15 protein-coding genes and 1 pseudogene are annotated in these 13,660 nt (G+C 74.5%); 9 read left to right on the forward strand and 7 right to left on the reverse strand.

Features of this window, described 5'->3' with window-relative positions; all coding sequences use genetic code 11:
• Window positions 1–51: 51 nt before the first annotated feature.
• Window positions 52–504 carry a DUF4442 domain-containing protein gene (locus tag ABT106_RS26875; protein WP_351282176.1) on the reverse strand — a complete coding sequence of 151 codons (453 nt, stop codon included), beginning with the start codon at window positions 502–504 and terminating at the stop codon, window positions 52–54.
• Window positions 505–600: 96 nt separating this feature from the next.
• Here ABT106_RS26875 and ABT106_RS26880 point away from each other — a divergent pair, with 96 nt between their 5' ends.
• Both ABT106_RS26880 and ABT106_RS26885 read left to right on the forward strand, forming a co-directional pair.
• Window positions 601–1,635, forward strand: a complete 1,035-nt coding sequence (locus ABT106_RS26880) for a DUF8017 domain-containing protein (protein ID WP_351282179.1) — start codon at window positions 601–603, stop codon at window positions 1,633–1,635.
• 69 nt (window positions 1,636–1,704) lie between these two features.
• Window positions 1,705–3,015, forward strand: a complete 1,311-nt coding sequence (locus ABT106_RS26885; protein WP_351282181.1) for an MFS transporter — start codon at window positions 1,705–1,707, stop codon at window positions 3,013–3,015.
• On the opposite strand, the gene ABT106_RS26890 is transcribed toward ABT106_RS26885, so the two are convergent.
• From ABT106_RS26890 to ABT106_RS26905, 4 genes are all read right to left on the reverse strand, one after another.
• Complete coding sequence (locus ABT106_RS26890; protein ID WP_351282183.1) at window positions 3,002–3,850, reverse strand: spermidine synthase; 849 nt, start codon at window positions 3,848–3,850, stop codon at window positions 3,002–3,004. The two genes, ABT106_RS26885 and ABT106_RS26890, sit on opposite strands and share 14 nt — an antisense overlap.
• A gap of 141 nt (window positions 3,851–3,991) precedes the next feature.
• A complete protein-coding gene (locus ABT106_RS26895) occupies window positions 3,992–4,837 on the reverse strand; it encodes a patatin-like phospholipase family protein (RefSeq protein WP_351282212.1) in 846 nt (281 codons plus the stop codon).
• A 130-nt stretch (window positions 4,838–4,967) separates the two neighbouring features.
• Entirely contained in the window at window positions 4,968–6,149 is a 1,182-nt protein-coding gene (gene tuf, locus ABT106_RS26900) for an elongation factor Tu (RefSeq protein ID WP_351282185.1), read from the reverse strand.
• A gap of 267 nt (window positions 6,150–6,416) precedes the next feature.
• Entirely contained in the window at window positions 6,417–7,133 is a 717-nt protein-coding gene (locus tag ABT106_RS26905; protein ID WP_351282187.1) for a DNA alkylation repair protein, read from the reverse strand.
• A 49-nt stretch (window positions 7,134–7,182) separates the two neighbouring features.
• Here ABT106_RS26905 and ABT106_RS26910 point away from each other — a divergent pair, with 49 nt between their 5' ends.
• The 5 genes from ABT106_RS26910 to lnt all read left to right on the forward strand — a co-directional run bounded on the left by ABT106_RS26910 (window position 7,183) and on the right by lnt (window position 11,275).
• Window positions 7,183–7,911 (forward strand): TVP38/TMEM64 family protein, encoded by a 729-nt coding sequence (locus ABT106_RS26910; RefSeq protein ID WP_351282190.1) that lies wholly within the window; start codon window positions 7,183–7,185, stop codon window positions 7,909–7,911.
• Between the two features lie 48 nt (window positions 7,912–7,959).
• The gene (locus ABT106_RS26915) at window positions 7,960–8,838 is read left to right on the forward strand and encodes an undecaprenyl-diphosphate phosphatase (protein WP_351282193.1); all 879 of its coding nucleotides are present in this window, start codon (window positions 7,960–7,962) and stop codon (window positions 8,836–8,838) included.
• Window positions 8,839–8,965: 127 nt separating this feature from the next.
• On the forward strand, window positions 8,966–9,142 hold the full coding sequence (locus tag ABT106_RS26920) for a DUF8839 family protein (protein ID WP_351282195.1): 177 nt from the start codon (window positions 8,966–8,968) through the stop codon (window positions 9,140–9,142).
• A 69-nt stretch (window positions 9,143–9,211) separates the two neighbouring features.
• Window positions 9,212–9,679, forward strand: coding sequence for a nuclear transport factor 2 family protein (locus ABT106_RS26925; protein ID WP_351282198.1), 468 nt, complete (start codon window positions 9,212–9,214; stop codon window positions 9,677–9,679).
• A gap of 57 nt (window positions 9,680–9,736) precedes the next feature.
• A complete protein-coding gene (gene lnt / locus ABT106_RS26930; RefSeq protein ID WP_351282200.1) occupies window positions 9,737–11,275 on the forward strand; it encodes an apolipoprotein N-acyltransferase in 1,539 nt (512 codons plus the stop codon).
• On the opposite strand, the gene ABT106_RS26935 is transcribed toward lnt, so the two are convergent.
• The gene (locus ABT106_RS26935; RefSeq protein WP_351282203.1) at window positions 11,220–12,125 is read right to left on the reverse strand and encodes a Gfo/Idh/MocA family protein; all 906 of its coding nucleotides are present in this window, start codon (window positions 12,123–12,125) and stop codon (window positions 11,220–11,222) included. The two genes, lnt and ABT106_RS26935, sit on opposite strands and share 56 nt — an antisense overlap.
• Window positions 12,126–12,208: 83 nt before the next feature.
• On the opposite strand from ABT106_RS26935, the gene ABT106_RS26940 reads away from it, so the two are divergent.
• The gene (locus ABT106_RS26940) at window positions 12,209–12,730 is read left to right on the forward strand and encodes a DinB family protein (protein WP_351282206.1); all 522 of its coding nucleotides are present in this window, start codon (window positions 12,209–12,211) and stop codon (window positions 12,728–12,730) included.
• Between the two features lie 96 nt (window positions 12,731–12,826).
• Window positions 12,827–13,369: a hypothetical protein gene (locus ABT106_RS26945; protein WP_351282209.1), complete on the forward strand. Its 543-nt coding sequence runs from the start codon at window positions 12,827–12,829 to the stop codon at window positions 13,367–13,369.
• Between the two features lie 35 nt (window positions 13,370–13,404).
• Here ABT106_RS26945 and ABT106_RS26950 read toward each other — a convergent pair.
• Window positions 13,405–13,660: pseudogene (locus ABT106_RS26950) on the reverse strand (hypothetical protein); the annotation flags it as partial.

Here is a 13,660-nt window from a genome sequence, read left to right on the forward strand (position 1 = left end):
GGCAGGGGCGGGGGCCTCGCGGCCGTCCGGCGCCAGGGCCGGGCGGGAGTGCTACGCGTTGGGGCGCAGGGTCCAGACGACCGTCATCTCGCCCGTCACGGCCTCGTCCTCGCGCCGGATGGCGATGGTGACGGGGAACTCGGGGCGGCCGCCCGCGTCGAGCTCGGCGACGACGTCCGCGACCGGGCGGCCGAGGGTGGCGGTGGCCGTGACGACGCCCTTGGCGAGCTTCCTGTAGCCGATCTCGGCCTTCACGGCCAGCGGCACCGCGCGCGAGAGCTGGTCGCCGAAGGCGGCCAGGACGATCGCGCCGCTCGCGGACTCGGCGAGGGTGAACATGGCGCCGGCGTGCGGGCCGCCGACGTGGTTGTGGAAGTCGGGCTGGTCCGGGAGCCGGACGACCGCGCGCTCGGGGGTGGTCTCCAGGAACTGGAGGTTCAGGGTCCGTGCCATCGGCACCGTCGCGGCGAGCAGTTCGCCCACGTTCATCTGGTCTGCGCTCATGAAACGGCATGTTACCCGCGAGTAGATGCGGATGGCCAGAGCCGGACCGGGGGCGGCCGTGGCCCCCGGGGACCACTCCCACTAGGGTTACCGGCCATGTGGCCAGGACAGCAGCAGCCGCCCGGGGACGAGCAGAACCCTCAGGACGCGCAAAAGAACCCGTACCAGCAGCAGCCGGGACAGCCGGGGCAGCCGAACCCGTACCAGCAGCCCGGATACGGTGAGCAGCAGCCCGGCTACGGGTACCCGCAGCCGGGGTACCAGACGCCGCCACCGGTCCAGCCCTGGGGACAGACCCAGCAGGTTCCGGCCCCGCGGCCGCCGGGCGGCGGCAGCCCGTACTCCACCAAGACCGTGGCCATCGTGGCGGCCGCGGCCGTCGTGGTGGCCGCAGCCGCCACCGGCGCCTTCGTCCTGACCCGGGACGACAGCACCAACCAGGCGGACGGCAAGCCGGCGGCCTCCTCCTCGGCCCCGCCCTCCTCCGCGCCCGCTCCGACGGGCACCGCCCCGAACCCGCGGGCCGGCGGTGAGGTCAAGCCGCTGATCGCGGGCTGGAAGGTGGTCCTCAATCCGAAGTACGGCACCGCCTTCGACGTCCCGCCGGAGTGGAACGTCCTGGGTTCGGGCATGTCGATCGGGTTCGAGGACGACGTGAAGAAGGACGGCGGCCCGGTCGTGATGATGTCGGGGCCCGCCTACCTCAAGGAGGACTGGTGCAAGGTCGACTCCGACAAGAACGGCAGTGAGGAGACGACCTCACTGGCCGGCACCGGCACCAAGGGCGGCCAGGGCGCCAAGGACACCGCCGAGGCCGTGCGCAACGAGGCCGGCAACTGGGTGTTCGCCGGATACGCGCAGAAGGCGCCGAAGGGCACCGTGAAGGTCTCCGACCCGAAGGAGTACACCACCTCCTCCGGGCTCAAGGGCCACATGGCGACCGCCACCGCGCCGGGCATCGCCAAGGAGAACAAGTGCTCCTCCGACGGCAAGTCCATCGCCTTCAGCTTCAAGACCGCCAACGGTGACTTCTCCAGCTGGATCCTCTACAGCGCCGCCGGAGTTCCGGACGAGGTCCCCCAGGCGACGCTCGAAAAGATCCTGAGCACCGTCCGCCTCTCCACGGGCTGATCTCCCGCCCCCTCGGACCGGGCCGACAATCCGTTTGGATTCTCGGCCCGGTCCGTGGATAGTCCGGGGGTGAGTCCTTCCCCCGCCGCCGCCCCGTCCCGTACGCCCGCGCGCCGTCGCCGCCCCGAGTGGGCCGGCCGGAACTACAGCCTGCTGACGGGCGCCGCGGTCGTCACGAACCTCGGCAGCCACGGGGCCCTGATCGCCGCCTCGTTCGCGGTTCTGGAGACCGGCGGCACCGGCTGGGACGTCGGCCTGGTCACGGCCGCCCGTACGCTCCCGCTCGTCCTCTTCCTGCTCGTGGGCGGGGCGATCGCCGACCGGCTTCCCCGGCACCACGTGATGGTCGCCGCGAACACCCTCAACTGCGTCTCGCAGGCCGCCTTCGCGCTGCTGGTCCTGACCGGGGACCCCCGGCTGTGGCAGATGATGCTGCTGACCGCCCTGTGCGGAACCGGTACGGCCTTCTTCAACCCGGCCGCCGAGGGCATGCTCCTGTCCACCGTCTCCGGCGAGCACTCCAACCGCGCGTTCGCCCTGTTCCGGATGGCCATGAACGGCGCCGGGATCGGCGGCGCCGCGCTCGGCGGCGCCATGATCGCGGCGTTCGGCGCGGGCTGGGTGCTCGCCGTCGACGCGGCCGCCTTCGCCGTGGCGGGCGCGCAGCGCGCCTTCCTCGACGTCAGCCACATCCCCGAACGGGCGCCGGGCGGAGGGCTGCTGTCCGACCTGCGCGAGGGCTGGGTGGAGTTCCGTACCCGGCCCTGGCTGTGGAGCATCGTGCTCCAGTTCGCCGTCGTGGTCGGCGTGATCAGCGCCGCGGAGGCGGTGTACGGGCCCCTCGTCGCCCGGGACCGGCTGGGCGGGGCGGCGCCGTGGGGCCTGGCCCTGGCCTGCTTCGGTGTCGGCACCATCGGCGGGGCTCTGCTGATGATGGCCTGGAAGCCGCGCCGGCTCCTGCTCGTCGGCACGCTCTGCGTGTTCCCGATGGCACTGCCCTCGGCCGGGCTGGCGATCCCGCTGCCCGTGTGGGCGCTGTGCGCGGTGATGCTCGTCAGCGGGATCTCGATCGAGGTGTTCGGCGTCAACTGGATGACGACGATGCACCAGGAGATCCCCGAGGAGAAGTTCTCCCGGGTCTCCGCCTACGACTGGTTCGGCTCCCTGTCGATGACGCCGCTGGCCACCGCCCTCGCGGGGCCCGCCGAGTCGGCCTTCGGCCGCTCCACCGCCCTGTGGGGCTGCGCGGCACTGGTCCTGATCCCCACGGCGGCGGTGCTGCTGGTGCCGGACGTACGCCGGATCACCCGCAGGCCCCCGCCGCCCCGCCCGGCCCCGGCGCCCGGCCCGCAGCCGAAGGACGCGCTCACCCCAGGCTGAACGCGCCCTCCGGCGGCTCCGGCGAGGCCACCGCCTCCGCGTCGCCGACCGGCCGGGCCCCCCGTACGAACCGGGCCAGCCCCGCCCCGCACTCCACCCGGGCGGGGAAGGCGTCGCCGGCGCAGCGCCGGGCCAGCGCGGCCACCGGAAGCTCCGCGTCCGACGCCAGCAGCACCGCGTTCCCGAACCGGCGCCCCCGCAGCACCGCCGGCTCCGCGAGCAGGGCCAGCTCCCCGAACACCGCCCCGAAGGTGGCCAGTTGCGCCCGCAGGAAGTCGAACGGCGCCCCGTCGGCCAGGTTGGCCGCGTACAGCCCCCCGGGCCGCAGCACCCGCGCCGCCTCCCGCGCGTACTCCACGGACGTCAGCCGGGCCGGCACCCGCGAGCCGCCGAACACGTCGGCCACCACCACGTCCGCGCTCGCCGGGGGCGCCGCCTCCAGCCAGGTCCGGGCGTCGGCGGCGTGCACCGTCACCCCGGCGTCCGCCGGCAGCGGCAGGTACTCGGCGACCAGCTCCACCAGGCCCGCGTCGAACTCGACGACCGTCTGCCGCGACCCCGGCCGGGTCACCGCGGCGTACCGCGGCAGGGTGAGCGCGCCCCCGCCGAGGTGCAGCAGGTCCAGGGGGCGCCCCGGGTCCGCGGCGCGGTCCAGGACGTGCGCGAGGCGGCGTACGTACTCGAACTCCAGGTGATCCGGCTCGTCCAGGTCCACGTACGACTGCGGCGCCCCGTCGACGGTCAGCAGCCAGGCCCGCTCCCGGTCCACGTCCGGCAGCAGTTTGGCGGTGCCCTGGTCCACGGCCCGGATGACCGGTATCTGTTCGTCGCTCACCGCACCATTGTCGGCCCGCGCCCGGCCGGGCCGGACCGCCACCCGCCGGAACCGCCCGGGCCCCCGAGCCCCCGGGCCCCGAGCCCCCGGGCCCCCGAGCCCCCGAGCCCCCGGGCCCCCGAGCCCAGAGACACCCGGGCCTCAGCCCGACCAGACCGCCCGCGCCCCGGCGACGTGTCCGGCGGCCTGGTCCAGGCCCGCCCGCGCGGCCGGGTCACGGCGGGCCGGGTCCAGGACGTTGCGGCCGAAGACCTTGCGGGCCGCCGCCGACGGGGTGATCAGCAGGACCCGGGCGCCGGCCGCGCGCAGCCGGTCGGCCTGCGCGGCCGGCGAGGGGATCAGCCCGGCGCCCATCGCCATCGGCGCGAGCACCACCACCCGCGCGTAGCCCGCGGCCAGGTCGGCGTTGGTCGCGGAGCGGATGCCGCCGTCGATGAACCGGCGTCCGCCGACCGTCACCGGCGGCCACACGCCGGGCACCGCGCAGCTCGCCGAGACGGCGTCGAGCAGGCCGCCCCCGCCGTCCCGGTCGAAGGCCCTGAGCTCGCCGCTCTGGGCGTCTACGGCGGTGACGACGAGGCGTCGCTCGGGCCACTCGTGCGAGACCAGCCGGGCCGCCAGTACCGTGCGCCGCTCGGCCTCGGTCCCGGTGTCCGCGGCCAGCGCGAGCGCGCCGACCCGCCGCCGGTAGCCCTTCACGTCGCGCGAGCGCGCCATCGCGAGGGCGTAGCGGGCGATGAGGCCCGCCCCGAGCCGGGCCGGGAGCTCGCCGCGCGGGTCGCCGAGCTGGCGTTCGTAGAGTTCCCGCGGGGTGAGCAGTCCCGAGGTGAGCTGGGCGCCGACCACCGAGCCGGCCGAGGTGCCGATGACGAGGTCGGCGGTGGTGAGGTCCACTCCGGCGCGGGCGAGCCCGTACAGGATCCCGCACTCCCAGCCGACCCCGGTCAGTCCCCCGCCGCCCAGCACCAGTGCCGTGTCGCCGCCCATCGCCGCCCGCCCCTCGTTCCCGTACGTCACGTACGTTCCCTACGCCCCGCGGCCGCCCGCGGTGACGACAGGCAGTCTGGCGCAGCCTGCCCGCCGCCACCACGGAGGGGACGCGATCAGTGCGGCCGGGTCACTCCAGTACGGCCGTCACCGTGCCCGCGCCGACCGTGCGGCCGCCCTCGCGGATCGCGAAGCCGAGGCCCGGCTCCAGCGGTACGTCCCGCCCGAGCTCCACGGTCATCTCGACCGTCTCCCCCGGCCGGGCCGTACCGGCCGCGCCCAGGTCCACGTCGCCGACCACGTCGGCGGTGCGGAGGTAGAACTGCGGCCGGTACCCGCTGACGACCGGGGTCCTGCGGCCGCCCTCGCGCCCCGACAGCACGTACACCCGCGCCGTGAACCGCCGCCTGGGCACGACGCTGCCGGGCGCCGCCACCACGTGGCCGCGGCGCACCCCGTCGCGCGGGACCCCGCGCAGCAGCAGCGCGACGTTGTCGCCGGCCTCGGCGGACTCCATCGGCTTCCCGAAGGTCTCCAGGCCGGTGACGACCGTCTCGACCGGCTCGCCGTCGCCGCCGAGCACGCTCACCCGGTCGCCGATCCGTACACCGCCCCGCTCGACGGCGCCGGTGACGACGGTCCCGCGCCCGGTGATGGTGAGCACGTTCTCCACCGGCAGCAGGAAGGGCGCGTCGGTGTACCGCACGGGCATCGGCACGTACGTGTCCACGGCGTCCAGCAGTGCCTCGACCGCCCCGGTCCAGCGTGGGTCGCCCGCCAGCGCCCCGAGTCCGGAGACCCGTACGACGGGCGCCGCGTCGCCGCCGTATCCGTGAGCGGTGAGCAGGTCGCGGACCTCCAGCTCGACCAGGTCGGTCAGCTCGGGGTCGCCGGCGTCGGCCTTGTTCAGGGCGACGACGATGTGGTCGACGCCGACCTGGCGGGCGAGCAGCACGTGCTCGGCGGTCTGGGGCATGACCCCGTCGAGCGCGGAGACGACGAGGATCGCCCCGTCGAGCTGCGCGGCCCCGGTGACCATGTTCTTGATGAAGTCGGCGTGGCCGGGCATGTCCACGTGGGCGTAGTGGCGGGTGTCGGTCTCGTACTCGACGTGGGTGAGGTTGATGGTGATCCCGCGCCGGGCCTCCTCCGGGGTCCGGTCGATCCGGTCGAAGGGCACGTAGGAGGCGCCGCCGCGCTCGGCGAGGACCTTGGTGATGGCGGCGGTGAGGGTGGTCTTGCCGTGGTCGACGTGACCCATGGTGCCGATGTTGAGATGCGGCTTGGTCCGTACGAAGGCCGTCTTGGCCATGATGTTCTTTCCCGTGGCTCGAAGCTGGAACGGGACCCCGCAACCGGGCCGACCCTCCCCCTGCGGGGTCCGCCGGTCTGTCCGGGAAGGGTCAGCTTCGTGCGCCGTCGAATGCGGCGAGGGGGAACGCTTCCGCGCCTGCGGCAGCCTTCGGCGCGTCCGCGACTGCGGACGGCGCTGCGGGGAAGGCGTACCGGGACATGCCCCTGATCCTGCCGGACGGCCCCCGCGGCGTCGAATGGATTTCGGGCGCGAACGTGCCCGCGGTCAGAGGTTCTTGAGCGCCTCGCGCACGGACAGCGGGGACAGCCGGGAGCGTTCGGCCTCCACGAAGGCGCGGACCGCGTCCGGGTCGGTCCTCGCGTACTCCCGCAGGCTCCAGCCGATGGCCTTGCGGATGAAGAAGTCCGGGTGGGCGGCCTGGCGGCGGCAGTAGCCGAAGAGCCGGCCGGTGTCGGTGGCGTCCTTGTGGCGCAGCTGGTGCAGAAGGGCGGTGCGGGCCGGCCAGAGGTCCTCGTCCCCGATCCACTCGTCCATGACGGCTCTCAGCGCCGGGTCGGCGGCCACCAGCGGGCCCACCGTGTGAACGGCGAGCAGGTCGACGGTGTCCCACCAGGGGTCGGTCACGACGAGGTGGCGGACCACCGGCAGGAGGGCGGAGGAGCAGCGGGAGACGTGCCGGCGCAGGTAGTCCACGGCGAAGTACCGGTACTCGCGCTCCGCGAGCGTCCAGCAGCGCAGGGCGAGGGCGGCGCAGTCCGCTTCCCCCGGGGCCGGGGTGTCCTTGGTCACCGCCTTCGACAGCTCGCGGCGCAGCGGGGCCGGGATGCCGAGGAAGGGCGAGACGTCCTTCACGTAGGCGGCCATCGCCGCGGCCCGTACGGGGTCGGCGGCGCCCGCGTAGGCGCCGGTCAGCCGGTCCAGGAGGGTGTCCGCGAGGGCGCTGTGGGGTGTCCCCGGCGGTCGCGGGTCGTTCCGCCGCATGAGGGCCAGATTACGGCGCGGGGTCCCCCGGGTCGGTTAGTCTCCCGGAATGTCCCTCCTCCTCGCGCCGTGGCTCCGGCTGTCGCTCCTCGTCGTGCTGCTCGCCGCGGCCGGCGTGTGCGTGCTGCTGTACGAGCCACAGCGGATCCTCTCGGAGGGCTGGCCCCCGGGGCTCCCGGTGGGCACGGCGGTTTTGCTGTTCGCGGGCGTGTACGGGGTGTGCGCGGCGGCCTTCGTGCCGCGCCCGCTGCTGAACCTGGCCGCCGGAGCCGTCTTCGGCACCCAGTTCGGCCTGCTCGCGGCGGTCGGCGGGACCGTGCTCGGCGCCGCCATCGCCTTCGGCCTGGGCCGGTACATGGGCCAGGAGGCCCTGCGCCCGTACGTGCGCGGCCGCTGGCTGCGCGCGGCCGACGGCCAGCTCAGCCGGCACGGCTTCCGTTCGATGATCGCCGTCCGGCTCTTCCCCGGGGTGCCGTTCGTGGTGGCCAACTACTGCGCCGCGGTCTCCCGCTGCGGCTGGGTGCCGTTCCTGTCCGCGACGGCGCTCGGGGTCGTCCCGAACACGACCGCGTACGTGATCGCGGGGGCGAACGCCTCCTCCCCCGGCTCGCCCGCGTTCCTCGTCTCGTTCGGCTTCATCGTGGTGTCCGTGGTGGCCGCCGGAGCCGTCGCCTGGCACAAGCGGCACCGCCTGGCACCGGCCCGTCCGCTCGGGGCCGCGTACGAACGGGCGCCCCAGCACCCCCCGGTGGTCAGCGCCGCCCCGCACGGGCCCTAGCATCGGACGCGAACTGCCCGACGATCACAAGGACGAGCGCACCCCGACATGAGCTGGTTCGAATCCCTAATCCTCGGTCTCGTCCAGGGGCTTACGGAGTTCCTCCCGATCTCCTCCAGTGCCCACCTGCGGCTGACCGCGGCGTTCGCCGGCTGGCACGATCCGGGAGCGGCCTTCACCGCCATCACCCAGATCGGCACCGAGGCGGCCGTGCTGATCTACTTCCGCAAGGACATCGCGCGGATCGTCTCCACCTGGTTCCGCTCCCTCTACACCAAGGTCCTGCGCTCCGAACAGGACGCGAAGATGGGCTGGCTGGTGATCGTCGGATCGATTCCGATCGGCGTCCTCGGTCTCGTCTTCAAGGACCAGATCGTGGGTCCGGCCCGCGACCTGCGGCTGACCGCCACCACCCTCATCGTGATGGGCATCGTGCTCGGCATCGCCGACCGGCTGGCCGCGCGCGACGAGGAGGGCGGCCGGCACCGCGCGATCCGCGAGCGCAAGACGCTGGGGCAGCTGAGCGTCAAGGACGGTCTCGTCTTCGGCTTCTGCCAGGCGATGGCCCTCATCCCGGGCGTCTCGCGGTCCGGTGCGACGATCTCCGGCGGCCTGCTGCTGGGCTTCACGCGTGAGGCGGCCGCCCGCTACTCCTTCCTCCTCGCCATCCCGGCCGTGCTGGCGTCGGGCGCGTTCGAGATCCTGGACGTGGTCGAGGAGCCGGGCCACATCTCGTGGGGGCCGACGGTCTTCGCGACGGTCATCGCCTTCTTCGTGGGCTACGTCGTCATCGCCTGGTTCATGAAGTTCATCTCCACCAAGAGCTTCATGCCGTTCGTGATCTACCGGATCCTGCTGGGCATCGCCCTGTTCATCCTGATCGGCACGGGCGTGCTGAGCCCGCACGCGGGCGAGTCCGGCTCGTAACGCCGGCCTCGCTCACCGCTCACCGCTCACCGCTTCGCGTGAACCGCAGGCCGCTCGGGAACGTTCCCGGGCGGCCTGTGCGTCGTTGTGCCCGAGAGACCTGAAGGCAAGCGACAGGGGGCGTCCCATGGGGCGAGTGGTGTTGGAGCGGTTTCCGGCCGGAAGTCCGAGGGGGAGCTGGCCCGCCGAGGAGTACGCGGCGCAGCGCCTGCGCGAGGGGGTGCAGGCCGAGGTGGTGATGGACCTGGACAGCGACGCGTTCCTCGTCGTGGTGCGGCAGCGGGAGGTGCGTTCCGGTCACTGACCGCCCGCGGGAGGATCCGCGGGGCGCGTGCCCCTTGGCCTCGCGCCCCGGCAGCCCCACACTGTCCCGATGACGCAGCGTGTGGACCTCGCGACGGTAATGGACCGGCTGGCCATCGACGAGGTGGTCTCCGGGTACGCGGTGGCCGTCGACGACGGCGACTGGGAGGCGTACCGCGCCCTGTTCGCCGAGGGCGGCCGGGCCGACTACAGCTCGGCGGGCGGTGTCGAGGGGCCGGCCGGGGAGGTCGCGGACTGGCTCGCCGAGACCATGAAGCTCTTCCCGGTGCGCCAGCACCTCATCGTGAACCGGCTCGTCCGGGTCGAGGACCTGGGCGGCTCGCCCGGCGACACCGCCCGGGTGCGGGCCGACTTCCTCAACCCGATGCGGCTGGCGGGGCCCGAGTTCGACGGGACCGTCACCGCGCCCAACTTCGTCGCGGCCGGACGCTACGCCTTCGAGCTGGCCCGCACCCGCGACGGCTGGCGGCTGACCGGCGTGACGGTCCACGAGAAGTGGCGCCACACGAGCGCCTGACCGGGCCCCGCCCCGGCGGCTGATCCACACTGGAGGCGGAGGCATGCCATGGTCCCGATGAGCGGTGCCCGGATCCCGGGCCGGCGGATCGCCGCCGCGGTCCTCGCCGGCGCGCTGCCCGCCCTCGCCTTCCCCGCGCCCGCGCTGTGGTGGTTCGCCTACGTGGCCCTCGTGCCCTGGATGCTGCTGCTGAGGTCGGCCCCCACCGGGCGGCGGGCGGCCCTGGAGGGCTGGCTGGGCGGCGCCGCCTTCATCGTGGCCGTCCACCACTGGCTGCTGCCCAGCCTGCACGTGTTCCTGGTGCCGGTGGCCGCGCTGCTGGGCGTGCTGTGGATCCCCTGGGCGCTGCTGGTGCGGCGGCTGCTCGGCGGCGCCCCCTCGGCCGTCCGGGCGGGCGCCGCGCTGGTCCTCGTACCGGCGGGGTGGCTGCTGTCGGAGCTGGTCCGGTCCTGGCAGGGGCTGGGCGGGCCCTGGGGGCTGCTGGGCGCGAGCCAGTGGCAGGTGCCGCCCGCGCTGCGGCTGGCCTCGGTGGGCGGGGTGTGGCTGGTCGGGCTCGTCGTGGTGGCGGTGAACTGCGCCGTGGTGCTGCTGGTGGCGGTGCCGGGCGCGCGGGCCCCGGCGGTGGCCGGGCTGACGGGGTGCGCGGTGCTGACGGGCATGGTGTGGCTGTGGGCACCGGCGCCGGAGGTGTCGGGGCGGCTGCGGGTGGCCGTCGTCCAGCCGGGGCCGGTGGCGGACGGCCCGGACAGCACGGAGCGGCGGTTCGCCGCCGGCGAGCGGCTGACCCGGACGCCGGCGGGCGGACCGGTCGACCTGGTGGTGTGGGGCGAGAGCAGCGTCGGCGAGGACCTGACGGCCCGCCCGGACCTGGCCCGGCGCCTGGCGGTGCTGTCCGCGGAGGCGGGCGCGCCGCTGCTGGTGAACGTGGACGCGCGGCAGCCGGACCGGCCCGGGATCCGCAAGAGCGCGGTGCTGGTGGACGCCCGCGGCCCCACGGGCGACCGGTACGACAAGATGCGGCTCGTCCCCTTCGGTGAGTACGTGCCGGCCCGCGCGCTCCTCGGCTGGGCCACCTCGGTCGGCAGGGCGGCCGACGAGGACCGGGTTCCGGGGGACGCCCCGGTGGTGATGAGCCTGCCCGGGGGCGTCCGCGTGGGCCCGCTGGTCTGCTTCGAGTCGGCGTTCCCGGACATGAGCCGCCACCTGGTCCGCGGCGGCGCCGGCCTGCTGGTCGCCCAGTCCTCGACCAGCACCTTCCAGGACAGCTGGGCCCCGGCGCAGCACGCCTCGCTGGCCGCGTTGCGCGCCGCCGAGACCGGCCGCCCCATGGTGCACGCCACCCTGACCGGGATCAGCGCGGTGCACGGCCCGTCCGGGGAGCGGATCGGCGGGGCGCTGCCCACCGGGGCGAGCACGGCGGCCGTGTACGAGGTGCCGACGGCCCGGGGCACGACGCTCTACGTCCGCTTCGGGGACTGGCCGGTCGCGGCGGCCCTGGCCGTACTGGCGGCGTACTGCGCGGCGGCGGGGTCCCGTTCCCTCAGGAAGCCTGTTCGAGGGCCGAGCTCACCACCCGCTCGCACAGTTCGTGGGTGAGGAGCGCGTCCCGGGCGCTGAGCGTACGGCCCGCCGCGACGGCTTCCAGGAAGGCGTCCACGACCTGCTCGATGCCGCGCTGGCGGGCGACCGGAACCCAGTCCCCGCGGCGGCGGACGGTCGGCTGGCCCTTGTGGTCGATGACCTCCGCGAGGTTGACGACCTGGCGCTTGGTGTCCTGTCCGGACACCTCCAGGACCTCTTCCGCGGACCCGGAGCGCCGGTTCATGATGCCGAGCGCGGTGAAGCCCTCGCCGGACATCTGAAGCACCACCTGATGCATCAGGCCCTCGCGCACCACGGCCCGCACGTCGATGTGGTCCGCCTCGGCGGGCAGCAGGAACCGCAGGGTGTCGACGACGTGGATGAAGTCGTCCAGCACCAGCGTGCGCGGGTCCTCGGGCAGGCCGACGCGGTTCTTCTGCAGGACGATCAGCTCGCGCGGGTGCTCGGCGCACTGCGTGTAACCGGGCGCGTGGCGGCGGTTGAAGCCGACGGCGAGGGAGACCCCGCGCTCCTCGGCCAGTTCCACCAGCCGGCGCGACCGCGCGAACTCGTAGGCGAGCGGCTTGTCCACGTACGTCGGCACGCCCGCCTCCAGGAGGCGGGTGACGATCTCGGGGTGCGCGGCGGTCGGGGCGTGCACGAAGGCCGCGTCGAGCCCCTGCGCGAGCAGGGCGTCGAGGTCGGTGTGCCGGCGTTCGGCCGGGACGTGGTGGAGTTCACCGACCCGCTCCAGCGTGGCGGGGGTCCGGGTCTGCAGGTGCAGCTCGATTCCCGGGCGGGTGGTGAGGACGGGCAGGTACGCCTTCTGGGCGATGTCGCCGAGTCCGATGCAGCCGACCTTCACCGGGGGCCTCCAGGTTCGTTCCGTGGGTATTCCCGCAGCTTAATCCCTGGTGGCGGGGGCCGCGTTCGCCCAGGATGAGGGCCATGAATTCCAATGGATCACATCGCCCCGAGCCCGCCACCACCGCCGACGAGCGGGAGATGCTGGACGGCTGGCTCGACTACCACCGCTCCACGCTCGCCTGGAAGTGCGAGGGCCTGGGTGACGAACAGCTCCGTCTGACGCCCCTGAAGCCCTCCGAGCTGAGCCTGCTCGGCCTCGTACGGCACATGGCGGAGGTGGAGCGGTACTGGTTCCGGGAGATCATGCTGGGCGAGGACCTCCCGGAGCTGTACTCCTCCCAGGAGGAGCCCGACGGGGACTTCCACTTCACCGACGGGGACACCTGGGCAGACTCGGAGCGGGTCTGGCAGACCGAGATCGAGCTGGCCCGGCAGGCGTCGGCGGGCCGGTCCCTGGACCTGGTGTCGGACGCGGCCGTCCACCACCGGGGCGAGGTGTTCAGCCTCCGCTGGGTCTACACCCACATGATCGAGGAGTACGCGCGCCACAACGGCCACGCCGACCTGCTGCGCGAGCACATCGACGGCGCCACCGGCGAATAGGCCCTTCCGCCGGACACCGGGTCCCCGTCACCCGTGCGGGGTGAATATCGGCTCCGGGTTTTCGCAACGGGGTCCTCGCACAGCAGAGTTGCGCGAGTGCATCCAACCCGAACCACGACAACCCTGCTGCTCGGAGTGGCCTGTGCCGTCTCGGCGGTGTCCGGCTGTGTGAGCGTGAACCCCGCTCCCGCCAGGCCCGCGGCCCCGCCCGCCGCCGGGGTGCCGCCGCGCCACGAGCCGCGCCACGAGCCGCGCGGCGGGCCGGGAGCCGCCCCGGTGGTCGTCCGGGCGCCCGCGCTGGAGGCTCTGGAGACCGTCCCCGGGCGGTCCGCGCGCCCCGCGGCGTCCGACCAGGCCCACCGGTCCGCGCAGCGCACCGCCCCGGAGGCCACAGGCGGGCTCCCCCGGGCCGTGCCACCCGTACCCGACATCCCGGAGCCCGCGACGCCCGCCGAGCCCCTCACGGAGCGCCAGGGCGGCCGCGGGCACCAGGCGCGGCCCGACGCCGAGGCCGGGCGGAGGCTGGTGCGGGAGCTGCCGGTGCGCCCGGCCGACGTGTGCGCGCTGGGCCGGCGGCACGGCCGCTGGCACCCGGACAGCCCGGAGGCCCGCATCTGCGCGGGCGTGCGGGGCGGCTGACCGCACCGGGCCGCGGCCGCCGTACGGGAGCGTGCCTACGGGCCCTGCTCCGGGAACGGCCCCGGTCCCGCGCCCGGTTCCCCGGCGAGGCGCCGCTCCAGGCGGGCGATGGCGGCCCGTACGCCGTTCCCGTAGCCGTCGTCGGACAGCGCGCCGGTGGCGGCGCGGGCCCGCGCCAGGTGGACCCGGGCCGCCTCGGGGCGGCGCAGCTTGACGTAGTCGGCGGCGAGGCTGAGGTGGAGGGACGGGTAGAACACCCGCATCGCGAGCCGCGGCTCGCGATGCGGCGTC

Source organism: Streptomyces sp. NPDC002044, from assembly GCF_040296725.1.
Classification (GTDB): Bacteria; Actinomycetota; Actinomycetes; order Streptomycetales; family Streptomycetaceae; genus Streptomyces; species Streptomyces antarcticus.